At 56.2% G+C, this 25,082-nt stretch carries 20 protein-coding genes; 15 read left to right on the top strand and 5 right to left on the bottom strand.

Annotated elements, in window-relative coordinates; all coding sequences use genetic code 11:
• Nucleotides 1–364 precede the first annotated feature (364 nt).
• The 5 genes from purU to DA915_RS15125 form a co-directional block, all read right to left on the bottom strand.
• Nucleotides 365–1,249: a formyltetrahydrofolate deformylase gene (gene purU / locus DA915_RS15145; protein ID WP_107676411.1), complete on the bottom strand. Its 885-nt coding sequence runs from the start codon at nucleotides 1,247–1,249 to the stop codon at nucleotides 365–367.
• 161 nt (nucleotides 1,250–1,410) lie between these two features.
• Entirely contained in the window at nucleotides 1,411–1,944 is a 534-nt protein-coding gene (gene soxG / locus DA915_RS15140; RefSeq protein ID WP_107676410.1) for a sarcosine oxidase subunit gamma family protein, read from the bottom strand.
• The gene (locus tag DA915_RS15135; protein WP_107676409.1) at nucleotides 1,937–4,900 is read right to left on the bottom strand and encodes a sarcosine oxidase subunit alpha; all 2,964 of its coding nucleotides are present in this window, start codon (nucleotides 4,898–4,900) and stop codon (nucleotides 1,937–1,939) included. The genes soxG and DA915_RS15135 overlap by 8 nt, the downstream gene beginning before the upstream one ends.
• 2 nt (nucleotides 4,901–4,902) lie before the next feature.
• Nucleotides 4,903–5,175 carry a sarcosine oxidase subunit delta gene (locus tag DA915_RS15130; RefSeq protein ID WP_107676408.1) on the bottom strand — a complete coding sequence of 91 codons (273 nt, stop codon included), beginning with the start codon at nucleotides 5,173–5,175 and terminating at the stop codon, nucleotides 4,903–4,905.
• Between the two features lie 25 nt (nucleotides 5,176–5,200).
• Nucleotides 5,201–6,451, bottom strand: coding sequence for a sarcosine oxidase subunit beta family protein (locus DA915_RS15125; protein WP_107676407.1), 1,251 nt, complete (start codon nucleotides 6,449–6,451; stop codon nucleotides 5,201–5,203).
• 92 nt (nucleotides 6,452–6,543) lie between these two features.
• On the opposite strand from DA915_RS15125, the gene DA915_RS15120 reads away from it, so the two are divergent.
• From DA915_RS15120 to DA915_RS15050, 15 genes are all read left to right on the top strand, one after another.
• A complete protein-coding gene (locus tag DA915_RS15120; protein WP_107676406.1) occupies nucleotides 6,544–7,518 on the top strand; it encodes a GlxA family transcriptional regulator in 975 nt (324 codons plus the stop codon).
• A 397-nt stretch (nucleotides 7,519–7,915) separates the two neighbouring features.
• Complete coding sequence (locus DA915_RS15115; RefSeq protein WP_107676405.1) at nucleotides 7,916–8,374, top strand: tripartite tricarboxylate transporter TctB family protein; 459 nt, start codon at nucleotides 7,916–7,918, stop codon at nucleotides 8,372–8,374.
• A gap of 1 nt (nucleotide 8,375) precedes the next feature.
• Nucleotides 8,376–9,878 carry a tripartite tricarboxylate transporter permease gene (locus tag DA915_RS15110; protein ID WP_107676404.1) on the top strand — a complete coding sequence of 501 codons (1,503 nt, stop codon included), beginning with the start codon at nucleotides 8,376–8,378 and terminating at the stop codon, nucleotides 9,876–9,878.
• A 143-nt stretch (nucleotides 9,879–10,021) separates the two neighbouring features.
• Nucleotides 10,022–12,052, top strand: a complete 2,031-nt coding sequence (locus DA915_RS15105) for a hydantoinase/oxoprolinase family protein (protein ID WP_107676403.1) — start codon at nucleotides 10,022–10,024, stop codon at nucleotides 12,050–12,052.
• Nucleotides 12,052–14,055 carry a hydantoinase B/oxoprolinase family protein gene (locus DA915_RS15100; protein WP_107676402.1) on the top strand — a complete coding sequence of 668 codons (2,004 nt, stop codon included), beginning with the start codon at nucleotides 12,052–12,054 and terminating at the stop codon, nucleotides 14,053–14,055. Before DA915_RS15105 ends, DA915_RS15100 begins: the two co-directional genes overlap by 1 nt.
• Nucleotides 14,052–14,993: a LysR family transcriptional regulator gene (locus DA915_RS15095; protein WP_107676401.1), complete on the top strand. Its 942-nt coding sequence runs from the start codon at nucleotides 14,052–14,054 to the stop codon at nucleotides 14,991–14,993. Before DA915_RS15100 ends, DA915_RS15095 begins: the two co-directional genes overlap by 4 nt.
• A 48-nt stretch (nucleotides 14,994–15,041) precedes the next feature.
• Nucleotides 15,042–15,806, top strand: coding sequence for a class II aldolase/adducin family protein (locus DA915_RS15090; protein WP_107676400.1), 765 nt, complete (start codon nucleotides 15,042–15,044; stop codon nucleotides 15,804–15,806).
• Nucleotides 15,807–15,917: 111 nt separating this feature from the next.
• On the top strand, nucleotides 15,918–16,904 hold the full coding sequence (locus tag DA915_RS15085) for a tripartite tricarboxylate transporter substrate binding protein (protein ID WP_107676399.1): 987 nt from the start codon (nucleotides 15,918–15,920) through the stop codon (nucleotides 16,902–16,904).
• Between the two features lie 45 nt (nucleotides 16,905–16,949).
• On the top strand, nucleotides 16,950–17,933 hold the full coding sequence (locus DA915_RS15080; RefSeq protein WP_107676398.1) for a ketopantoate reductase family protein: 984 nt from the start codon (nucleotides 16,950–16,952) through the stop codon (nucleotides 17,931–17,933).
• Between the two features lie 82 nt (nucleotides 17,934–18,015).
• Nucleotides 18,016–18,483, top strand: a complete 468-nt coding sequence (locus DA915_RS15075; RefSeq protein WP_107676397.1) for an ureidoglycolate lyase — start codon at nucleotides 18,016–18,018, stop codon at nucleotides 18,481–18,483.
• Nucleotides 18,484–18,531: 48 nt separating this feature from the next.
• Entirely contained in the window at nucleotides 18,532–19,722 is a 1,191-nt protein-coding gene (gene bhcA, locus DA915_RS15070; protein WP_107676459.1) for an L-aspartate--glyoxylate aminotransferase BhcA, read from the top strand.
• Between the two features lie 168 nt (nucleotides 19,723–19,890).
• Nucleotides 19,891–20,946, top strand: a complete 1,056-nt coding sequence (locus DA915_RS15065; RefSeq protein ID WP_107676396.1) for an aminomethyltransferase family protein — start codon at nucleotides 19,891–19,893, stop codon at nucleotides 20,944–20,946.
• Nucleotides 20,947–21,343: 397 nt separating this feature from the next.
• A complete protein-coding gene (locus DA915_RS15060) occupies nucleotides 21,344–22,924 on the top strand; it encodes an ABC transporter substrate-binding protein (protein ID WP_192886541.1) in 1,581 nt (526 codons plus the stop codon).
• A 265-nt stretch (nucleotides 22,925–23,189) separates the two neighbouring features.
• Nucleotides 23,190–24,164: an ABC transporter permease gene (locus DA915_RS15055; protein ID WP_107676394.1), complete on the top strand. Its 975-nt coding sequence runs from the start codon at nucleotides 23,190–23,192 to the stop codon at nucleotides 24,162–24,164.
• On the top strand, nucleotides 24,161–25,072 hold the full coding sequence (locus DA915_RS15050) for an ABC transporter permease (RefSeq protein WP_107676393.1): 912 nt from the start codon (nucleotides 24,161–24,163) through the stop codon (nucleotides 25,070–25,072). Before DA915_RS15055 ends, DA915_RS15050 begins: the two co-directional genes overlap by 4 nt.
• Nucleotides 25,073–25,082: the final 10 nt, after the last annotated feature.

Below are 25,082 nucleotides of genomic sequence, written 5' to 3'. Positions count from 1 at the left end.
GATGCTTCCGAAAGCTCGTGCAGGCTAGATTCTGTGCCTATTCAGAATCAGGTGCATTCCGTGCTCGTTTTGCACGATGAGCGTGCGTGATCGGCGGTGTTGTTCCCCAAACCTATTTCCGCCAGTCACGTCTGCGATCCCGGCGCATATGAGGAGCGCCTAGTATTCGGTCCGAAGGGTAAGATGAGCTGCATATTCTCCAAAGCCGCATGCGCGACAGTCGCAAGGCGAAGGCCCGCCGCTGCGAACTTTTGCGGGCCCCCGCGTGGCTATGTTTTGTAGCCGTCCGGGGAGGTTACCCTGGATCCGGACGAGGACGCGGTTGGAAAGCAACCACATCGACCGTGACCAATTACGTGGACAATCAACCCATCCTCTCGGAGGCGTAGCTTCCTGGACTGGGTGGGAAGATGACCGTGCGGTTACCGTTGATAAATGATCGTCGATGTATGTGCGCGTGGATGGCGCGCGCCAGGACCTGTGCCTCGACATCCCGGCCAAGCGACACATAGTCATCGGCCGATTGTGCATGGGTGACACGTATCGTGTCCTGCTCGATGATCGGGCCTTCGTCGAGGTCCGACGTGACGTAGTGCGCGGTTGCCCCGATCAGCTTCACGCCGCGGGTATAGGCCTGCTTGTAAGGATTTGCGCCTTTGAAACTCGGGAGAAAGGAGTGGTGTATGTTGATGATTTTTCCGGCCATCTTCTGGCACATGGCATCCGACAGGACCTGCATATAGCGGGCCAGTACGATCAGCTCGGTCCCGGTCGACTCGACCACTCCCATGATCCGCGCTTCCGCATCCGATTTGTTGGCCTTGGTGACAGGAATATGGTGGAAGGGAATGTCGTGATTGACGACCACTTTCTGATAATCGAAATGATTGGAAACGACGCCGACGATATCGATCGGTAGAGCACCGATCTTCCAGCGGTAAAGCAGATCGTTGAGGCAGTGGCCGAACCGCGAAACCATCAGCAGTACCTTCATCCGCTGGGAGCCGTCATGGATCTCCGCGTCCATCTCGAACTTCGCTGATACTGGCCTCAAACCTTCGACAAGCTCGGTAAGTCCCTTATCGGCTTCAGACAGGAAGCTAATGCGCATCAGAAACCGTCCTGTATCGAGATCGTCAAATTGCGAACTGTCGAGGATACTACAGCCGGATTCCGCAATATACCCAGAGAGAGCTGGGACGATTCCGCGCGTTGATCTGCAAGAAACTGTCAGTATGTAGTTTTTCATTGATGTCTCCAAAGATTTCGGACTGCTGGTGGCACCCATTGTCGGAGCGACCAACTCCCATCCCAATGCTTTGCAAAGAGAATCACTAGGCTCGGCGTCCAACAGCCCGCGCCATCAGGTTCTGAGGTTTCATCAACGGACCGCTCGAAACGTCTGAAGGTTCAAGCGAAACCTGCGCACATGCGGGCAAGGTCGTCCCACAGGCTGGCTGCGAAGCTCCGAAGCACCATGATCTCAAAGGCGTCGTCATCGACCCGCGTGATGTGGGCGGCAATATGCCCGATCAGCGTGGTGGTGGCGCGACCGACCGGAAATACCGCAAGCGAAAGATCTACGGCAGTACCCTTGGCAAGCACGCGCTCCACCATCGAGCCGTTCACGAGCATCCGCACCCGGCCATGGCTCTGGTCAACGCCAAAGGCGGAGGGCTGCAGCGCGTCAAGCAAAGCGGCCAGTTCCGCATGGTTCTTTGCTGTATTTCCGACGATGAACCACTGGCCCGGGCCGGCGGCGCGCACCGCACCTGGCGAGCCGTCGCCAAGCAGAGCGAGAGTGGCATCGATCGCCGCGCCGCATGGTTTTCCCAGCACGTGAATAACGTGGCCTTCTGGCAGAGCCCGGAGGCTGACCCCGCCGGTAATGATCGGCTGTTGCGCCGCCAGTGCGGGACGCAAGGTGACGCGAAATTCAGACATAGAGTTTCTCGTTTGCTGGATCTACAAAAACCGGGTTGCAGAGGCGGCCGGGCGTATATTCGTCGCCCACACCGTTCCAGATCACCACCTCTTCTCCTTGACGTTCGGAACCACGTTTGACCAGTGCGAGCCCAACGGTGGAGCCCACATGCGGCGAGTAGGCGCTGGAGCTGACATAACCTTGGTCGTTTTCAAGCGTGGCAGCCGCATCCCGATTGAGAATATGCGAGCCGCTACGGAATGACTTACGCGAATCCAGCGGAACGACGCCGACAAGCTGCAAGCGGTCCGGATCCGTCAGGCCCTCGCGCCCAACCATCGCCCTGCCGATGAAATCCGCTTTCGCAGGGGAGACCATCTTGCCGAAGCCGAGATCCGCCGGGACAACGGTTCCATTGATCTCGTTATGGGTGACATGACCCTTTTCGATGCGCAGCACGCTCAACGCCTCGAGGCCGTAAGGCTGAATGCCGTGCTCCTTACCCACGTCCATTAGGGCATCCGCAACGCTCTCTCCATAACCGGCCGGAACGGCGAGCTCAAAGGCGAGCTCGCCCGAGAAGGAGATCCGGAACAGGCGCCCGTGAAGCTGCCCCCCAAACAGTGAGACCTCCTTTGCGCCGAGGAAGGGAAATGCCTCGTGGGAGATATCCTCGTCGACGATGGTCTGGAGAATTGCCCGAGCCTTCGGTCCCGCAACTGCCATCTGCGCCCATTGATCGGTGGACGTGGCCAGGCGCACGTCGAGCTCCGGCCAAAGTGCCTGCGCGCAGAATTCCAGATGGTTCATCACGCCGGCCGCATAGGCGGTGGTGGTCGTCATGAAGAAGCGGTTTTCCTCCAGCCTGCTCGTGGTGCCATCGTCATAGATCATGCCGTCTTCGCGCAGCATCAGGCCGTATCTGGCCTTGCCGATTGGCAGCTTGAGGAAGGCGTTGCAATAGACCCGGTTGAGGAATTCGGCGGCGTCCCTGCCCCAAATCTCGATCTTGCCGAGCATCGACACGTCGCAAAGTCCGGCATTCTTGCGCACATTCAGAACTTCGCGGTCGACGCTTTCCCGCCAGTTGCTTTCACAGCTGCGGGGAAACCACGAGGAGCGATACCAGAGGCCGGTTTCAACGAAGACAGCGCCGTTTTTTTCGGCCCAGCCATGCAGCGGCGATTTGCGCACCGGCTGGAAATGCTTGCCGTGGGACTGGCCAGCCAGTACGCCGAAGGAAACCGGTGTGTAGAAGGGGCGGAATGTGGTGGTGCCGACATCCGCCGGCGAAACGCCGCGCGCTTCGGCCAGCAGGCCGATGGCGTTGACATTTGAAAGCTTGCCCTGATCCGTCGCCATGCCGTTGGTGGTATAGCGCTTGGCAAGCTCCACATGGCCATAACCCTCCTGTGTAGCAAGGTCGATATCCTTGCGGTGCACGTCGTTCTGGTAGTCGATGAAGGCCTTGCCTTTGATGCCGGGAATGTTCCAAAGCGCCTTTGCCGGAGGGGCGAGAATATCGCCTTCGACCAAGCAGAACGTGGCAGGAGAGGCAGTAAAGCCGAGCTCCTCGACGCATTTTGCGCCGCGCGCCGCACCGTCCGAAAGGCAGGCGGTGATCCCCACCGAGGTGTTGACGGCACCGGCCAGTTCAAATCCGTTGAGATTGGCTGGCGCAAGAAAAGCGGCATGCCCGTCCGACCAGACGGGTTTACCGCCGCGATGGCACGCAAGGTTGATAATCGGGCTGAAACCGCCGGACATGGCCAACGCATCGACTTTAAGGGTCTCGACACGGCCACCCTTCCAGATATCGATAGAGGACAGCGCTTTGCCGCCCCGGGCATCCGATACGAACGCACCCTTGATGAGGCGCGCCTGGCCCGAATAGGCCGCGTCCGCATCCGGCCTGCTGTCGATGATGGCAACGAGATTAACGCCTGCCGCTTCCAGATCGCGGGCCAGCGCATAGCCGCTGTCATTGGTGGTGAAAATCGCCACCTGCTTGCCCGGTGCGACACCGTAGCGGTTGAGATAGGTGCGCATGGCGGTTGCCATCATCACGCCTGGGACATCGTTTCCACCGAACACCAGCGGTCGTTCCTCCGCACCGCTCGCAAGGATCGCCCGTTTGGCGACGATGCGCCACAGACGTTCCAACGGTATGGCGGCCAGCGGATCGCGGACATGTTTCTGCACCCGTTCGACAGCGCCGAAGACATTGCCGTCGTACCAACCGAAGGCGGTGGTGCGCGTCAGGATCTGGACGTTGGAAAGCGATGCCAACTCGTCAATCGTATGCGCAACGAACTGCGCGGCAGTTTCGCCGCCGATGGCCGCCGTCTCCGAGAGCAGCGATCCGCCTGCAGCGGAATGCTCATCGACCAGAATGACGCGCGCCCCGGAGCGTCCGCCGCTGAGTGCCGCGGCGAGACCAGAAGGACCGGAACCGATGACCAGCAGATCGCAATGAGCCCAGCATTTTTCGTAGGAATCCGGATCGCTTTCGTAGCTCGCCTTGCCAAGACCGGCCGCCTTGCGGATGAAAGGCTCATAGATCTTCTCCCAGAAGGCCGTGGGCCACATGAAAGTCTTGTAGTAGAAACCGGCGCCGAGAAAGGGCGAGAACAGGCTGTTCACCGCGCCAATGTCGAATTCCAGCGACGGCCAGCGGCTCTGGCTTTTCGCTTCCAATCCCTGATAGAGTTCCTGCATAGTGGCGCGGGTATTCGGCTCGGTGCGCCCGCCCTGACCGATTGTCATCAGTGCGTTCGGTTCCGCCGCGCCCGCGGTGAGAATACCCCTCGGGCGATGGTATTTAAAGCTGCGCCCGACCAGACGCTGCCCATTTGCCAGCAGTGCCGAGGCCAGGCTGTCGCCCTCGAGACCGAGCATGCGCCGGCCATCGAAGGAAAAGGAAAGAGGCGTCTGCCGGTCGATCAGGCCGCCGGTTGCCAAGCGATAGGATGTCATGTTCAGGCTTCCGTCTGTCGGGCAAGAGCTACGTCGCGGCTTGCCCCGATCTCATGGGTGGCGGTGTCGCGGACTATTATGAGCCAGCGGCGACAACCTGCGGTGTGGTGCCAGTATTCTTCATAACGCCCGCGCGGGTTGTCGCGCAGGTAGACATAGTTCATCCAGCTTTCAGGGTCGGTGTCAGGCGCAGGACGGGCCAGTGCCGCGCCCTTGACGGTGAATTCTTCCTTGGGTCTTGCGCCGCAATGCGGGCAGGGGACGAGACTTGCCATGTCCGGCTATTCCTTGTGCAATAAATCAGTGGAGGTTTGCTTGCGCGCCCTGGCCCTTTTCGTCGATCAGATAGCCGCGGGCGAAGCGGTCGAGCCGCATCTGTCGGGTCGTGTCGTGTGACGTGTCCTTGGCAAGAAGATGGGCAAAGCAGAAGCCCGAGGCAGGCGTTGCCTTGAAACCGCCATAGCACCAGCCTGCGTTGAGGTAGAGATTGTCGAGATGGGTGCGGTCGATGATCGGCGAGCCGTCCATTGACATATCCATGATGCCTCCCCAGGAGCGTAGCACCCGGACGCGCGACAGCGACGGGATCAACGCCTTGCCGGCTTCCGCCACATGCTCGACTGTTGCCAGGTTGCCGCGCTGCGCGTAGGAATTGTAACCGTCGATATCGCCGCCGAACACCAGCCCGCCCTTGTCGGACTGGGAGACGTAGAAGTGCCCGGCGCCGAAGGTCACCACGCCGTCGATGAAGGGCTTCAGTCCCTCTGAGACGAAGGCCTGAAGCACGTGGCTTTCGATCGGCAGCTTCAGCCCTGCCATTTCAGCCACCCGCGAGGAGTTGCCGGCGGCAGCAAGGCCGAGCTTGCCGCAGCCGATGAAACCTTTGGTGGTCTCGACGCCCGTGACGACGCCGTTCTCACGACGGATGCCGGTCACTTCGCAGTCCTGGATGATATCGACGCCGCGCATGTCGGCCCCTCGGGCGTAACCCCAGGCGACCGCGTCATGGCGCACGGTCCCACCACGCTTCTGGAGAAGCCCGCCCTGGATCGGGAACCGGGCATTGTCGTAGTCGAAAAAGGGAAACATCCTGCGCACGCCGTCCCCATCGAGCAGGTCGGCATCGACGCCATGCAGCCGCATGGCATTGCCGCGCCGCGTATAGGCATCGCGCTGGGCGTCCGAATGGATGAGGTTGAGCACGCCGCGCTGGGAAACCATGGCGTTGAAGTTGAAATCCTGCTCTAGCCCCTCCCACAGCTTCATGGAAAGCTCATAAAACGGATTATTGCCCGGCAACAGATAGTTGGAACGGATGATCGTGGTGTTCCTGCCCACATTCCCGGAGCCGATATAGCCCTTTTCCAGCACCGCGACATTGGTAATGCCGAATTCCTTGGCAAGGTAATAGGCCGTCGCTAGGCCGTGGCCGCCACCACCGACGACGACGACGTCGTAACGCGGCTTGGGCTCAGGCTGGCGCCACGCGGGCGCCCAGGCCTTGTTGTCCCGAAGGCCGTTACGAATGAGGGAAAGAGCCGAATAGCGCATAATGAACCTGCCGTTGAGGTAATTCTCCAAAAGTACGGCAAGCCAAACACGCAGTATTGCATGGAAGAGACAATCTGGTGCACATTTGAGCGATGACCCATGCTCCACAAAGAACGCCTCAGAAAATCGGCTTCTTATTGATGCCGAACTTTGCTCTGATGTCATATGCGTCCTCTACTGAGCCACTGAGAGCCGCGAATGCGATATCTGGCGTCCTGTTGTATGAGACGGTAATGCTGTCACCGGACGGTCGCCCTGTCCGCAGTTCGGCGGGCCTCAGTGTCGAGTGTGAAGTCATCAGCGCTAAAGGCCAAGAATGCCACACTATTTTTGTCTGCGCGGGGGGTGGGCCAGCTGACTGGGTGGATCGCGAAAACTTTTATGGCCTGCTACGCAAACTTGCTCGTCAGGGCGTTCGAATGGGAGGCATATCTAGCGGGGCTTTCGTCCTGGCAGCTGCTGGGCTTTTAGAGACTCGAGACTTTACCATCCACTGGGAACATGCTTCTCTTTTCAAAGAAGAGTTCCCCCATCTCACTCCGCGTCAAGCCCGCTACGTCATCGATGGCAACGTCATCACCTGCGGCGGTGGAGTAGCTCCTCTCGACCTGATGTATGCTATGATCTCAGAGCGCATGGGATCACATTTTGCGCGTCGCGTCACCGACTGGTATCTCCATGCGGTGGTAAGCGAAGCGACGGCGCCGCAGAGGGGTTCCGCGGCCGAGAGATTCGGGACTCATCACCCAGCGCTACTGACTATCCTCGAAAAAATGGAAGCGACAATCGAGCAACCACTTTCCCGTGCTGTGCTCGCTCAGTTTGCTGGTATCAGCCCACGCCATCTGGACCGCCTCTTTGCGATAGAAATCAGTGTGGGCTTTCTAGATACATATCGAGGCATTCGCCTACGGCATGCACAGCGGTTGCTGGAGCAAAGCCCACTATCGATATCCGAAATCGCCTTCGCCACTGGATTTTCCAGCGCCAGCCATTTCTCTCGAGCTTTCAAATTAGTGACGGGTAAACCACCCGGGATTTATCGGATACACCATCGCGGGAGTTGACTGGACGAACAAGCGTCCGAGAGGCGTTTTGTCAGCCCCTCTGGGGCGGCCAACTGCGATAGCCGGTAAAAGCGAGGGTCTGTAAAAACAGACATTCCAGTTGTGGATGCGGATAAGCCTTCTACAGCAGGTGGTCAGGGATCAGCCTATCCAAAAGATCCCGGAATGCGAGCGCTCAAACGCCGGAATAGAGCGCATTCCTGTTCGAAGCGGCCGGTATAACCGTGGGTTATAGCGAGCGATAAAATTGGAACTCGCCATTAGGATTTCTAGTAAGCAAGCTAGGTTTGGACGTTAGCTAAGTTGCCGATGCATGACACCTCTAAGCTTGGAGAAGAGGACTGAATGGGTCGGGAACTTTCACGGACATGAAAAATAAAAATCATGGGGAACTGTAATGAAAGTGAATGCCAAGGATTTAACCGCCGGTGTCTTTTTTATCGCGTTCGGTTCTCTTTACGCGGGGATAACTCTGAAGAGCCTCCATATTGGAGGCTCCTCTGATATCGGGCCAGGATATTTTCCAATAATCACCTCAACGCTTCTTGTGCTTTCGGGGATCGTAGTCGCCTTTCGCTCATTGGGAGTTCAGAATTGCGAGATGGCTGGTCAACTACCGTGGCGTGGGATCCTCTGTATTTTTTCAGCAACGATATTTTTTGCCAGCTTTATTTCCATTCTTGGCCTTTTTCCAACTGTTTTCCTCACCACCCTTGTGGCGGCTTACGCGGATCCAAAGACCAGAATTGTTAGAGCCTTAACGACCAGCTTGGGGATAGCCAGCTTCTGCACGTTGACGTTTGGATACGGGCTCGGCCTGCCTGTGGCCATTTTCAGCTTTCCTTGGGGAATTTAAGATGGAAATGCTCAGCAACTTGTCGCTTGGGTTTGCGGTTGCATTTCAGCTAAACAACCTTTTGTACAGCTTAGTGGGAGTACTACTAGGAACGGTTGTCGGCATTTTGCCGGGCCTCGGGCCGCTCGCAACGATCGCGATGCTTCTCCCGATGACCTACGGTCTTGATCCGGTGGCATCGCTGATCATGTTAGCTGGCATCTACTATGGCTCGCAATATGGGGGCTCGACAACGGCAATTCTGGTCAATTTGCCAGGTGAATCTTCGTCAGCTGTGACGACCATTGACGGCTACAAAATGGCACAGAAAGGCCGGGCCGGCCCCGCACTAGCTGCCGCGGCCCTTAGCTCGTTTGTCGCCGGCAGCGCAGCCACGATTCTCATCGCGTTTCTGGCGCGGCCACTCACGACTGTAGCGTTAAGCTTCGGTCCGGCGGAATACTTTTCGCTGATGGTGATTGGCCTAGTCTCATCAGTTGCACTCGCATCTGGATCATTGCCGAAAGCTATCGCAATGATCCTACTGGGATTGCTTCTTGGCTCGTCAGGTACCGACGCGTACACGGGAACTCCGCGTTTTACGTTCGGTTATTTCGAGCTGCTTGATGGCATTGATTTTGTGGCCATTGCGGTCGGTATTTACGGCATCGGTGAGATTCTTCGCAATTTGGAGTCAGCAAGAGCAGAACGTCCGATCGTGGCCGCCGTTACCAATTTGTGGCCAACCAGAGAGGATCTAAAGCGAATCCTGGGACCAACCGCCCGTGGCACGATTCTGGGTTCGATTTTGGGCGTGTTGCCGGGCGGGGGCGCATTGCTTTCATCCTTTGTCGCCTACAATGTTGAGAAAAAGGTCTCACGGAATTCACATGAGTTCGGTCATGGCGCTATAGAAGGCGTCGCGGCTCCAGAAGCTGCCAATAATGCAGGTGCGCAAACATCTTTTATACCCATGCTCGCGTTGGGGATCCCATCAAACGTTGTGATGGCCCTGATGATTGGTGCGATGATTATGCAGGGGATTGTTCCAGGCCCCGGGGTAATTGCTACTCAACCAAATCTTTTTTGGGGCCTCATCGCATCAATGTGGATCGGAAATGCATTTCTGATCATCTTAAATCTTCCATTGATTGGCTTGTGGGTATGGTTTCTGCGCATTCCCTACGCGGTTCTTTTCCCGGCTATCATCGCCTTCTGCTGCATCGGTATTTACTCAGTAAATAACAGCGCTTTTGCGGTATATATAGCCACCGCAGCCGGTCTGATAGGGTATATCCTTGTGCGGTTGGACTGCGAACCCGCGCCATTCATTCTGGGCTTTATCCTGAGCCCCATGCTGGAAGATCACTTCCGTCGAGCGATGCTTTTGGCGCAAGGGGATTGGACTATCTTTGTGAGCCGTCCCATCAGTGCTGCGTTACTTTTGATTGCAGCCTTAGCGCTAGCCGTCGTGACTCGCCCCGCAGTTGCCAGAAAACGGCAAGACGTGTTTACGGAAGAATAGAAGTTGCCCCCAAATTCGCATCATCAGCCACTTTGCAGTATCTCATGCTATTAACCAAAAGTTATAACGAGTATCGAAAGTAGAGCTCGCTTATTTCGAGATTAATGCAAGAATAATTCTTAGAATTCTAGATGGAGGATATAATGGCTTGGCGCCTTGGCGTGGATATCGGCGGCACATTTGCTGATTTTTCCGCACTCGAAATCGAAACCGGAAGGCTAAAGAGTCTTAAAGTGCTTACCACTCCAATGCGACCTGGTGACGATGTTGCCGAAGGCATACGTCAGTTGGAGGGTGCAGGCATGTCCGTGTCCGATATCAATCGTTTGGTCCACGGAACTACGGTTGGTGTCAATGCAATCATTCAGCGATCTGGCGCTCGCCTCGCCTTGTTCACCACGTTTGGAATGACAGACATGTTGGAGCTAGCGCGCCTCCGCATGCCCAATGTCTATAGCTTATTTTGCGAAAGACCGGCCCCTCTGATCGCGCGAGAGCACGTCTTCCCTATCAGAGAACGAATGGGGTCGTTGGGCGAAACTATCGTCGCTCCCGATGAGGAGTCTGTCCGGGAAGCAATTACCTTGGCCAAGGTTGCAGGATGTGAAGGAGTCGTCGTTTCATTTCTGCATGCATGGCGTAATCCAACGCACGAGATCGAAGTGGTCGCGATGGTCGAGGACATCGCGCCGGAACTTTTCGTCTTCCGCGGCAGCGAGGTGTGGCCGTCCATCCGGGAGTATGAGAGAACAACCACGGCAGTTGTTAATGCCTATGTTCATCCTCGCGTCGATGCGTATCTTCATCAGGTTGAAGCTCGGCTAAAGGAGGCTTCAATAACAGCACCTCTGCTTCTGACGACCTCCGTGGGCGGCACAATGACTGCAGAGAAAGGCCGGCGAGATTGCGTTGGCATGTTGTTGTCGGGCACGGCTTCCGGCGTCGTCGGAGCTGGGCTGATTGCCAAGACGGCTGGACTAAAATCGGTTCTGACCCTGGATATTGGTGGGACAAGTGCCGATATCGCTCTTTTAACCGGGGGAATGCCGGCATTTGGTGCGGGACAGACTATTGGTGATTTTCCTCTCTCGGTCCCCACCGTTGCAGTTGTATCGAGCGGTCAAGGTGGTGGATCAATCGCTCGCGTGGACGAGCAGGGCGTACTTCAGGTTGGACCTGAAAGCGCAGGATCAACACCTGGGCCTGCTTGTTTTGGGCGCGGCGGAAGCGCTTGTACGGTCACAGACGCCGCACTGATTTGCGGTATCCTCGGTCACGGTGAACTTGGGTTCGGATCGATTAGGCCTGACGCTGCGTTGGCACAATCGGCCATCGCGCCGATCGCGGCCTCTCTTGAAATGGAGACAGAAGCCGTCGCAGAGGGCGTGTTGCGTGTCGCAATCAGCGGCATGTTGGTAGAGATCGATAAATTGCTGGCCCGTGCTGGGGTACATGGCGCAGAATTATCGCTGATGGCCTTTGGCGGCGCAGGCCCCATGCTTGGCGCCCTTGTCGCCGAGGCCGCTGGTATCCGCAAAGTTTTGATCCCCCCAGGCCCAGGTACGCTCTGCGCCATGGGAGCTCTGGCTGCTGACCTCCGACGCGACACAATGCGCACCGTGCTAATGCCGCTCAACCGATGGACTTGGCCAGCGATGAAGAGCGTTTTGGTTGAGCTTGCCAACGAAGCTGAAGCCGCTCTGAAGCTCATGAATAATTCATCACATTCTGAGATCAATCTTTCGGCCGATCTCCACTATCAAGGCCAATCGTACGAGGTCAACATAGCACTCCCCTCAACCACCTTGGACGAAGACGCTGAGATGGTCGAAGCGATTTTCCACACAGCCCATGCAGAAATGTTCGGCCATTGCGACAAGCAGGCGTTGGTAGAAGTGGTAAGTCTACGCGCGTCGGCGCGCCAGCCAGCACCACCGATCTCCATTCCAAGTCGACCGCTCAGACAACATCACGCAGAGCCTATCGGCAAAAACCTCCTCTATCTCGGCGGTTCAAAGGTTACAACATGCATTTATTCACGTCTTGAGCTTGAACCTGGGGCGATAATCGACGGGCCAGCCATCGTTATACAGCCCGACTGCACTACCCTGGTGCCGCCCCGCTGGATTGCAATCACTGACGAATTCGGCAACCTTGTTATGGAGCAGGCTTGATGCGTACCGATCCAGTAACTCTGCAAGTTTTGCGTAATCACTGCCGTGCCGCAGTGGAAAGCATGGCAACAACACTTTACCGCACTGCGCATTCGACCTTCGTCAAAGAGACCGAGGACTTCACCACACAATTACTCGACGCGAATGGCAAGACCTGCGCTGCACCTCAGGATCTCGGAGCGACATGGTACCCCGGGGTGGACTACGAAGCTGCGATCAAGCTTGTACCAGGCGGCTACGACCCGGGGGATATTTGCATTACCAGCAACCCCTATTCTGGCTACTTGTCGACGCACTCACCCGATACAAATATCTGGAAACCGGTGTTTTTCGACGGTGAGATCATTGGCTTTGCCGGTGGCCATATACACAATGTCGATGTCGGCGGCGCAGTCCCGGCCAGCCTCTCTCGAACGCTAACAGAGGTACATCAGGAAGGGCTTAGAATTCCGCCAAGCAAGCTATATCGAAAGGGCGTGCTCGACGAAACCTTGGTTCAGGTAATCAGAACCAACGTTCGCGTGCCAGACCAGAACTGGGGCGACCTGAAGGCTCAGGTTGCAGCAGTGAATACGGGTGAAAAGCGCATCCTTGGTTTGGTGCAGAAGTTTGGAAAAACTCGACTCGTTGACGGCTTGGCCGACCTCCTCGACTATGGCGAAGCCCAAGCTCGCTCTGTGCTCAATAGTCTTCCGGATGGCACCTATCACTTCACCGACTACTGCGACGAGGACGGCGTCAATGGCGATCCGTTGCGATTGAAGCTCACGCTGCGTATCGAGGGCGATTCAGCTGAACTCGATTTCACCGGCACCGATCCACAAACCCTCTCATCGATGAACGTGCCGACCGGCGGGCACCCAAGGCATTCACTGATCCTGGTCGGTGTTTATTATGTGCTCACCGCTCTGTCACCAAATATAACATTGAATTTCGGCACAACCCGACCTTTCACTTGTGTGCTGCCGGAAGGCAGCGTTGTCAACCCGTCACATCCTGCGGCAGTTGGTCTACGCAGCCTCACCTGCGGCCGTATACGAAGTCTGGTATTCGGGGCGTTTGCACAGGCCGCTCCGGAACGGCTGCCGGCGGCCCCTGCAGGTGGAGCGTCGGTGGTCAATCTCGCAGCCGATCATCCGCGGACTGGCCGAAGAGTGATCGCAGCAATCGCACCGATCGTGGGGGGCAGTGGCGGGATGCCCCACCGTGACGGGACCGATGGAGCCGGCGCGGACGCCGCGTACCTGAAGAATAGCCCTGTCGAAATCACCGAATCGGAAGCTCCGGTGAGGATATTGCGTTATGGCTTGATGCCAGATACGGGCGGCGCAGGTTTTCATCGCGGGGGATTGGCGACCGTCTTAGAATTCACGACCTATGCCCCGGAGGCCACGGTGACAGCCCGTAATCGCGACCGCTCGATGTTCCAGGCGTGGGGAATTCTCGGGGGAAAACCGGGCGCTCCGGGTAGCTTTACATTAAACCCGGAAACTCCAAATGAGCAACAACTCAAAAATACCGATCTGTTGCATGTCAGAACCGGCGACGTTGTTCGGATTGTTTCACCTGGAGGCGGCGGCAGAGGAGATCCGACAACTCGCCCACCAGAGCGCGTTCTTGCAGACGTTCTCGCAGGTCGACTGAGCATCGAAGCTGCCTCGAATGACTATGCAGTCGTTATTGTCGATAAGCAGATCGACGAGGTCGCTACGAAACAGCTGCGCGATAAGACGAAGCCGCGCAATGGGTTTGATGGTGGCGCATACCGCCAGCTTCACGAAGCCCGATGGGATGAAGATGCCTACATGGCACTCAATGAAGCACTTGCAAAAGTACCGTCAAACCAGCGTGGCCGGCTTAAGCGGGAGATATTTGCAGCCGTGCGTTCCGCGCCAGACTTAACGCCGAGGCAAGCCATGGAAGGTCCTCGCCCACGTGATATCCTACCTCCTTTGGAGACACGAGGGTATAAGCGGGAGGCCGATCTTGCGGGGCAATCATGAACGCACGCGATATCGAGATCTTTCGTGCAGTGTTGAAGGCCCGCTCTATCAGTGGGGCCGCAGAGGTCCTGAATGTGTCTCAACCGGCACTTTCTAAAGGTCTCCGTCATTGCGAGGACAGACTTGGGTATCAGTTGTTCAAGCGAACTCCAAACGGCCTAATTCCAACGGCAGAAGCCCAGGCGCTTCTGCCGGAGGCAGAGAGGCTTTATAAGGAACTTCAAGCGTTCAAAGGGTTTGCCAGGGACCTTGGCGGTCGCACTGGGGGACTGTTACGGTTAGGCGCGACATCTTCGCTCGCCGTTTCGCTCGTACCGCCTGCGGTCGCGACTTTACGCCAGCAACGTCAGGCCTCGCGCATGACCGTTTCGCTTTTGCCTCTTGTGGAACTTGGAGAGGCACTGCTGTCCCGCCGAGTGGATGTCGGTCTTTCATTGACAGAAATGGTCGTACCGGGTGTGACGAGTTGCATACTTGGCAGCGTTCCCTGCGTTGTCGTTTTGCCGCAGACACACCCCTTGGCCTCAGAAACATGTCTTTCCCCGCCAATGTTGGAGGGCGAAACAGAGGTCGGTTTCGCAAATTGGATCGACTTCGGCGCGTCGATTGATGCCGCCTTTAGGCAGGAAGGAATCTCGCGAATACTTGCCGTCGAAGTGACATCGACACTCAGCGCCGTCGCAATGGTCAAGCAGGGCATCGGCTACGCCATTGTCGACGCACTTACTCTAACAAACCTACCGGCAGGACTTGTCGCGCGTCCATTCAAGCCTGAAGTAAATCGGAATTTGGTAATGTCCTACAGTGAGGGACTCGGTACCTCCAGTTTAGTAGATCAACTCAGAGAGTTGCTTGTGTCGTTGCTTACAAGCCTCATTTCTGAACTAACTCAATCATCACCTTTAAAAAACGGCGCCGCGAAAACGGACCGAACTTGATGTCAAAACGCGACCGAAGGGCCACATATATCAACCAAGGAGAACAGCATGCTCGCAAATAATCAGCCGCTCACTCAAGCAGACATTTCAGACGATGAATGGAAATTGCGTTGCGATCTAGCGGCTATTTTCCGTGTATTCTCGCGATTTCAATGGAATGAACATATCGGCAACCATATCAGCCTCATGCTGCCAGGCGAGGGCGAGCCAACGTTTCTGATCAATCCGCGAGGCTATTTGTTTCAGGAACTCAAGGCGTCGGATTTCATCGTGTGCGATCTCAAGGGCAACGTTCTGCGCGGTGCCGGCGAACTTCGCCTTGTCGCATTCAACATCCATGTGCCAATCCACATGAAGCACCCCGATGCGAAATGCGTGATTCATCTGCATTCGCCTTATCTGACCGCGATGGCGATGACACAATCAGAAATATCGCTCTCTCACCATCTAAATCTGCTGCTCAACGACCGTATTGTTTATGACTCGGCGGGCGATGCTCCCGCCCATCACAGCGATGAAGGCGAACGTATTGCGAGTTTGCTCGGCCCAGGCAAGACGACAATGGTTATGCGTGGTCACGGCGTGACCGTGGTTGGACCGACCATCGAGGATGCATTCGATGAATGCTACATCGCCGAACGTACAACCATGTACCAAGTTCTGGCGTTATCGACCGGCCGCCCGCTGCACGTTCTACCGGACAGCGCTAGACGCAATTGGCATGGGCCCTGGGGTGATAAGCTGGACGCTCGCCTGCATCTCAATGCTTGGCGACGAATTCTGGACAAGGAGGAGCCGGATTACGCCAGTTAAGGTCCCAACGTCTATACGGGGAGGTAGCTGAGGTCGTCTCAAGTTTCAACGGCGGCCCAGACTAATTCCATATTCATCTTTGAAATTAACCAGATCAATGGGAGTTTCGCAATGAAGCTGCATCGGCGCAAATTTTTAGCAATGGCTACTGCTATTCCCGCTACGCTTGCAATGCCAGGCATTGTGCGAGCGCAGTCCTGGAAACCGAACCGTGTTGTGACGTTCCTATCGCCGTTTGCTGCAGGGGGTACGTTTGACGTCACCGAGAGGGCCCTTGCCCGCGCAGCGGAGCCAATCATCGGGCAAACTATCACGGTGGTAAACCGTGCGGGCGCCGCCGGGACGGTTGCGCTGGGCGAATTGGCCCGTGCAAAACCTGACGGCTTGACGCTTGGCTTAATGTCCGTCAGCAACAATGCTGTGGCACCACAAATGGTGGACTTATCCTTTGATCCTGTCAGCGATTTTACGCCTCTCGTCACCTATGCTTCGTTCCTGAGCTTTCTCATTGTAAAAAGCGACTCACCTCTAGGCTCTTACAAAGATTGGATTGATTTCGCGCGAAAGCAGCCCAAGAAGCTCACGGTCGGTATCTCAACGCTTGGCAGCAACAGCCATTTGTTGATGGCAAGGCTTGCAGCGGAGGAAGGGGTGGAGTTGTCCTTCGTGCCTTTTGGAGGGGGAGCACCGGCACTCACTGCCGTTTTGGGGGGACACGTGATGTGCGCCTTGCTTTCTGGAGAAGCGCTGGCGCCGCAGCGCGAGGGTACAATTCGTATGCTCGCCGTATTGAATAAAGATAAGGTTGAAGAGTTCCCAGATGTTCCGAACATGGCCGACTTGGGTTTCAAATGGGCATCGTTACCTTGGGTAGGCATGGGAGCGCCAAAAGGGCTTCCGGAGGAAATCACGAAAAGGTGGAGCGAGGTTTTGCTTGAGGCAACTTACGATAAGGCCTTTCTCCAAGCCCTCAGTAACTTGGCGTTTGTACCGACGCGCATGGGACCGGCGGACATGGGTAAGATGATGTCCGAAAGTTTGGCCGAGCATGAAAAAATCGTGAAATCGCTCGGGCTCGGTCGTTTTGCGTCAAAATAACGCGAAGCTTCGGCTTGGATCATACCTGACAACGAGTAATATAAAATGAAAATTTGCATATATGGGGCCGGCGCAGTGGGTGGCTACCTAGCCGGCCGGCTCGCGCTAGCAGGCGCCGAGGTGTCCATTCTGGCGCGAGGCGCCCATCTAGAGGCAATCAGATCACAAGGCCTGCTTGTATGCGCGCATGATGGCGACCATCTCTCCCGACCGAGAGCGGCATCTGATGCAAATGAACTTGGCCCGCAGGACGTTGTGTTGGTGACAACGAAACAAACTGCCCTTGGTGAAGTTGCGCAAGGTATCGGACCACTTCTAGGTCCACAAACTTCGGTGATATTTATTACAAACGGGATACCTTGGTGGTATTTCGACGGAGATGGTGGAGATTGGGAAGGGAAGCGCATCCCTGAAGTTGATCCAGGAGATGTGGTTCGTGAGTCGATTGGCATCGAGCGGACTATCGGCGGTCTCATCTATATTGCATGTTCGGTCGCGAAGCCGGGAGTTGTACGCTCCGCTTCGAACAATGTCAGGCTTATCATTGGCGAACCTGGAGGTGCGCTTAGTGAGCGTACGCGTTTGATTGCTCAAATTTTCGGATCTAGCGGGGTGACTTGTGAAGTGACGCCAGACATTCGTACCGAGGTTTGGGCAAAGCTAATGGGTAACATTGCCAGTGGTCCGCTTTGCCTTTTAACCCGATCGACCATGGCGGAATTGCTCTCCGATCCAGTGATGCGCGACTTTGCCAGCGACATTCTTGAAGAGACTATGCTCATTGCGGAGAAGCTCGGGCGGCCTGTACTCGGTACCGTCGCGAGCCGTTTGGAACGTGCGGCTCAAATAGCGACCAAACCGTCAATAGTTCATGATCTGGAACTTGGCCGCCCTCTTGAAATAGATGCCCAATTGCGTGTCCCGCTGCGGTTCGCAAACGAACTAAAAATCAGCGCACCTACGCTAACGATGTTTACCAGTCTTGCGGTTCATCTTGGGCGGGCAACCGGAACCTATGAGGGACCATGATAAATTGGTTCAGCGCCTATAGCCTGTAGGCGCCCAAATTCAAACTTAATCAGATTCTCAGCCCCTATCTGTAGGAGTCTAAATGCGTATCGCCGCCGATTTACTTACCCAGGAAGCGTTTGCACCTTTCGGGACGGTGCTTTCCGTCCCACTCACTCCTGGTTGGGATCGCATTCACGACGCCGTCCAAAATCTTCGCGATACCGCGAAATTAAACCTAGCTGTCGGACTTGCAGAACCGAAAGCATTTCCGTTGCATTCGAATAAGATGGAACGCCACCGCTATTCCTCACAAACATTTGTGCCGATGGACGCTGAAAGTTGGTTGGTTATGGTTGCACCTGACGCTCCAGACGGCAGACCGGACATGCACAATGCTCGGGCATTTTTAGCCAATGCCAACCAGATTGTGACCTACAATAAAGACGTATGGCACCACCCCGCCATAGTGTTCAACCGTCCTGCACGTTTCACGGTTCTCACGTGGAAGGACGATTCCGCGGACGATGTAGAATTGGTGGATGTCCCCTCGTTCGAAGTCACGTCCTGAATGCTTCACAAAAGACAATCCTGCTCGTCTATGATGAAAGGTCGGCACGTGTTAACCCCGAATCCCATCTTTATTCCAGGCCCAACAAACATACCTGAGATCTTACGCCGGGCAGTGGATATTCCGAGTATCGATCACCGCGGGCCGATGTTTGGAGAAATCCTCAAGTCCGCCGTCGGCGGCGTCAAAAGCATCTTAAAGACACAAAATGCTGACGTTTTTGTCTTCCCGTCGACGGGTACCGGAGGCTGGGAGGTCGTCATTACAAACACGTTATCACCAGCTGATACGGTACTAGCGGCGCGCAACGGTATGTTCAGCCACCGCTGGATTGCCATGTGCCTTCGGCATGGGCTTGATGTCATAGCACTAGATCAAACCTGGGGTGAGGGGATTCCAACCGATCGGTTCGAGGAGATTTTGACGGCTGATAAATCGCACCGGATTAAGGCCGTTCTAGCCACGCATAATGAGACAGCGACCGGTGTTCGCTCCGATATCGCCGCAGTGCGACGTGCACTCGATGCGGCCCGACACCCCGCGTTGCTATTTGTGGATGGCGTTAGCTCAATAGCTTCGATGGATTTCAGGATGGATGACTGGGGTGTTGACGGGATAGTTGCCTCATCGCAAAAGGGTTTCATGCTTCCGCCAGGATTGGCAATTGTAGGCTTGTCATACAAAGCTTTAAGTGCAGCTGCCAGCGCAAATTTGCCTCGGTCTTTCTTTGACGTAATAGAAATGAAAAACAGCAATGACCAGAATGGGTTTCCATATACCCCGCCGATTGGATTGCTGAATGGACTAAAGCTCGCCGCCGAGATTCTGCTGGATGAAGGACTGGAAACAGTTTTTGATCGACACTACCGCATAGCAGAAGGAGTCCGCCAAGCGGTTTCAGCTTGGGGCTTGCAGTTATGCGCTGTGAGGCGTGAGTTGTATTCGGATACGGTTACAACGATATGCACTCCGAATGGCTTCGATGCCAATCGCATTGTCGGACATTCGCTTAAAGATTATGGCGTGGCATTTGGGACCGGCCTCGGTGAACTTGCTGGGAAAGTCTTTAGGTTTGGCCATGTCGGTTGGATGACCGACGTAACTGCGCTGTCAGGCATTGCAACCGCGGAGATGGCAATGGCGGATCTTGGTATTGCGGTAAAGCTTGGTTCTGGTGTTGCCGCAGCCCAAGATTATTATCGGACCACTGCAAACGCCAAGAATGCTTCCGTACAATAGTGTGGCATATATAATGTCGACGGGCGCAGCATGAGTTGAAAAATACTCCCACCCGACTGATGCGCACGCTTGCAACTGACGCCCGGTTTTCGATGTACGCTATTATTCCTCCCCGGCTTTGATCGGGGCGATCGTGACGGAATTTCCTTCAAAGGCAGAGAACGGCACATGAAGAACCGCGGGCTTGTGGACAATTGCTTACAAGAGAAGAAGTCGTCTCCTCGGGGCGGCATTGATAACAGCGACGCTCGCTCCGAGATTGAAGCGTTGTATAGTGGCGTTGGTATCGTTGATCTGACATCGCGGGGAAAGTTTGAGATTTCTGGCCCCGACGCCTGCAATTTTATGAATTTGCGGCTTGCGGTTAACGCCCCTGGGATCAACGACGTAATAGATGCTCCCGCGCTTGACAGATCTGGGGGCGTAACGGCTATCTGGCGAACCAGCCAGCCCGCTGAGGGCATTTTTTATCTCACCGGCCCGGGACAATATGCCCAGCGAGATTTTGACAGTCTTAGATCCGAGATGTCTGGAAGCGTTCGCATCATCAATCTGACGTGCGATCGAGACGTGCTTGCTATAGCCGGTCCGCTTGCAGCTGTCGTTCTCACCAAAATCGGTTGGCGAGGCGGCAACGGTAGCAAGCAGCTTCCCTCAGGCGCTGACGACGGATGGATTGGCGAAATTCCAGCAAGGCTTGTCCTCACAGTTCGGGGAGAGGTGGTTATCTGGGAATTTCACATCTTAAAGGAAGACAGGTCGAGATTATACGAACTGTTTTTGACAGCAGGGGCATCGTTTCAGATCACGGATATCGGAACGCATATGCTGGCTTCAATGAGAGCCAAGGCGGGTGTACCTATGATCGGCCTCGATATCCCCTTTTGTGCTCATCCTCAAGACGTTGGACCCCCAAGCTGGATCCACATCGATAAACCTGATTTCGTTGGGAAGAGTGCCTACTTGGCCCGTAAGTTGGGCATAGGATCAAGACTGGTCCGATTTATGATTTCGAGGAGTATTGCGGAACCTGGTTGGATCGTAGAAGGTGGCAATCGTCTGTTGGTATCCGACAAGTCCATAGGCCACGTCACATCGGCGTCTTTCACCAACGACGGTGACATTTTTGGTTTCGCCTTGGTGGATCCAGACACAGACCCACCAAACGTGTGTACAGTGGAGATACTAGGACAAGCTGTCGAGGTCTGTCTCATACCTCTGTGAACGTTCTGACCTTTAGATGGTGGCGCACCAATCAGCAGAGTTCGCAGCTCGCTTCGACAGCTTATCAGCTCTCCTTGCCGCGGCGAGACTTGACTCGCGGGGCGATAGCCCTCAAGGGGCCAGATCCAGCCCAATTCGAATGGCCACGATTCTTCGGCATTCGCAGCGAGGAGCGTCGTATAGCGGCATTCCCAAAAGTTATACCGGCCCATAAACTTAGAAATGGCTTATTTCATTTCTCCCGCTGATAGTCTTCAAATAGATCCAGTACGAAGCGAATACAGGAATGGCGCGGCGCGCTGGCTTGGATAGGCTTCTCAAAGGGCGGGGCGCCGCTTTGGGTTTGAAACGCTCACGATGCGAACGATTTTTTCAACCCATAGCTCAGGGAATTCCCATGCCTATTGGAAGACGCAGTTTTCTCGCCTCTGCCGTATTGATGACTGGCGCATTTACCGCCGGGCGCGCCGCCTCCGCGCCGTCCGACGATAGGCTGGTGATCGGCACGAAGCTCGATCCTACGTCGCTGGACCCGCACTATTTCAACGGTGCAGAAAATCGGGACGCGCATCCACATATTTACGATCCGCTGATTGCCATCGGCCCGGATGGCGAGTTGGTACCGATGCTGGCGGCGAAATGGCAGGTGATCGACCCAACCACCTGGGAGTTTACCCTGCGCGAAGGCGTGTCGTTTCACGACGGAACACCTTTTACAGCTGCCGACGTCGTCTTCACCATCGGGCGCGTGCCGCAGGTACGCAACAGCCCCAGCCCGCTGACGCCCTACGTCAAAAGCATCGTCAAGGCCGAAGCTCTGAGCGAGCATCGATTACGCCTGACGACGAGCCAGCCAAATCCGTTTCTTCTGCAGGATCTTACCTGGATTTTCATAGTACCCGCCAAGTTGGGTGAGGGGATTACGACCGCGGACTTCAACTCGGGTCGGGCTGCCATCGGTACAGGTCCTTACAGCTTGAAGGAGTATGTCCCGTCCGATCACCTGGCTATGACCAGGAACAAGATATACTGGCGTGGGACGCCCGATTGGGCAGAGGTGGTCGTACGACCCATTAAGTCCGACGCTGCACGGACGTCAGCATTGCTGTCGGGCGACATCGACATGATGAACTTCCCCACCGCAACCGATTTGAGCCAGCTAAAGGCGCGCGAGGGTCTGGCAGTCATGCAGAAGCCCGGCTTTCGTGTCATGTATATGCAAATGGACCAGTATCGGGACGACTCGCCGTTTGTAAAAGGACCGAACGGGGAGAATCCGCTCAAGGACGTGCGCGTCCGGCGCGCACTTTCCCTCGGCGTCGATCGCCGGGCCATCGTGGAGAAGTTGCTCCAGGGCATGGGCACACCGGCGGGCCAGATGGCCGTACCGACCCAGTTCGGAGCATCACCAAGCCTCACCCCGCCGCCTTACGATCCGGTCAAGGCCCGGGAACTACTGGCTGAAGCCGGTTACGCCAAAGGCTTCAAGCTGACTCTGCACGGTACATCAGACCGCTATCCGGGCGGCGACGTGGTGGCTCAAGCGGTGGCGCAGTACTTTCAGCGCTTGGGAATCGAGATGACCGTCGCCTTGGTCCCCAATGCCGTCTTTTTCCCGCAGACGTCAAAGGGTGCCTACTCCATGACGTTCTCGGGCTATGGCAGCGACGATGCCAGCGTGTATCTGCGGACCGCTATTCACAGTCAAAACCCGGAAAAAGGGCTCGGTGGATCTAACCGTGGCCGTTACGTCAATCCGAAAGTCGATCGGCTGATCGAAGAAGCACAGGTCGAAATGGACGACCGAAAGCGTGCCGAACTTCTTGGGGCGGCCTTTACCATTGCCGAAGGAGAGGATGTGGCGGTGATCTCGCTGTATTACCCGACTTATGACTGGGTGGCCCGGACTGATCGCGTGCGCTACCAGCCGCACATCTCCGGGTTTACGTGGGCAATGCTGGCCAAACCCGCGAAGTGATGCTGACACGAGGTTCGATCTACCGCTGTTCAATGGAGCGACATACAATTTTGACATCGCAGCAGCGTTCCGAAATTGCCGCACCACACCCCCGCAGCGGTTATAGCACCGGGCTGGCGGGTGCCGCGGCGATCAAGGCGTCTCAGCGCGGACGCCATGTCGATCGAAGGGGCGGCGGTAGCAACCAGCGCCTCGTTTTTTTCCGCGTCGAGCTGCCTTGGGCGTCGGGTGCGATGACGGCTTGCGACACCGGGAGTATCCTGCGATGACGACCTGGTTGTTGCGCCGACTGCTGCAGGCGGTTCTTGTCGTGCTCGCGATGACCGTGATCGTCTTCGTTGCTGTCAATGTTATTGGCGACCCAATCGAAATCCTGATCTCGCCGGATGCCGATCAGGCTGAGCGCGCACGCGCGGTGGCCGAGCTGGGTTTGGATAAGCCACTATGGGAGCAGTACCTGCGCTTCCTGTGGGGTGCCGTGCACGGTGATCTGGGGAATAGCTTCGTGTTCAACGAGCCGGCACTGCAACTCATCGCCTCGCGCATGCCGGCGACATTGGAACTGGCGCTGACCGCCGTGCTCTTGTCGATTGTCCTCGGCATTCCACTCGGGCTCTACGCCGGGCTATACCCGAATTCGTTGAGCGCTCGCGCCATCATGGCGGGTTCGATCCTTGGCTTCTCCCTGCCCACCTTCTGGGTAGGGCTCATGCTGATCATGGTCTTTGCGGTTTACCTTGGCTGGTTGCCCAGCACCGGACGAGGGGACACCGCATCGCTGTTTGGGATACAATGGTCATTCCTCACGGGGGATGGGTTGGCCCACATGGCCATGCCGGCGCTCAATCTTGCCTTGGGGAACATCGCTCTGATGCTGCGTCTCACTCGTGCCGGCGTGCGTGAGACCCTGCAGATGGACTATGTGAAATTCGCCCGAGCGAAGGGGCTTTCATCGACCCGCGTGGTGGTAGCCCATGTGCTGAAGAACATTATGATTCCTTTGGTTACGGTGCTCGGAATAGAGATCGGAACGACTATCGCCTTCGCCGTGGTGACCGAAAGCGTCTTCGCCTGGCCGGGTATGGGCAAGTTGATCGTCGACAGCATCAACGTGCTCGATCGGCCGGTGATCGTCGCGTATCTGATGATGGTCGTGTTCGTGTTCATCATCGTCAACCTGATCGTTGATCTTCTTTATACAGTGCTGGATCCACGAGTGCGGCTGGAGAGTATGGAATGAGCGCGATGATCGCCGTCCCGGATGTCACAGGCAGCGAGGCGACGTCGTTTCGACGCTTTTCCCGCGAATTCGCCGAGAGCAAGCTCGCGGTGCTGGCCCTCATCATATTTGTCATTATCATCCTCGCAGCGGTGTTTGCACCTTGGCTGTCGCCGCAGAACCCCTATGACCTTGCCCAACTCGACATCATGTCAGGGCGAATGCCGCCGGGGTCTATCTCGGCCAATGGCACCACATTCTGGCTCGGCACCGACGATCAGGGCCGCGATATGTTGTCGGGCATCTTGTACGGACTCCGCATTTCGCTGAGCGTAGGTGTCGGGTCGGCTATCATTGCAGGTGTGATCGGATCGGCGCTCGGACTGATCGCCGCCTTTGTCGGCGGTAAGGTCGAGACAACGATCATGCGGCTGGTGGATCTTCAGCTATCGTTTCCGACCATACTCGTGGCCATGATGATTCTGGCCATTCTCGGCAAGGGCGTCGTGAACGTCATGTTTGCGCTGGTGATCGTCGAGTGGGCGGGATATGCGCGGACCGCACGCGGCGCAGCCCTCGTGGAGTCCAAGCGTGAATATATGGAGGCGGCCAAGTGCTTGGCGTTGCCTCGATGGCGCCTGCTCTTCAAGCATCTGCTGCCAAATTGCACACCGCCGCTGATGGTCATCGGCACCATCCAGATCGCGCGCGCCATCGCGCTGGAGGCGACGCTGAGTTATCTGGGCCTCGGCGTGCCGATCACAGAGCCATCCCTCGGTCTTCTGATCGCCAATGGCTATCAATACATGCTGTCCGGCATGTATTGGATCAGCTTTTATCCGGGTATCGCACTGCTGGTGACGATCGTCGTCATCAATCTCGTCAGCGACCAGTTGCGTGACGTGCTGAACCCTCGTCTGAAGCGCTGAAGGCTGAGCA

It is taken from the genome of Agrobacterium sp. LAD9, from assembly GCF_003031125.1.
GTDB classification, from domain to species: domain Bacteria; phylum Pseudomonadota; class Alphaproteobacteria; order Rhizobiales; family Rhizobiaceae; genus Agrobacterium; species Agrobacterium radiobacter.
This window is presented reverse-complemented; position numbering and strand designations above follow the sequence as displayed.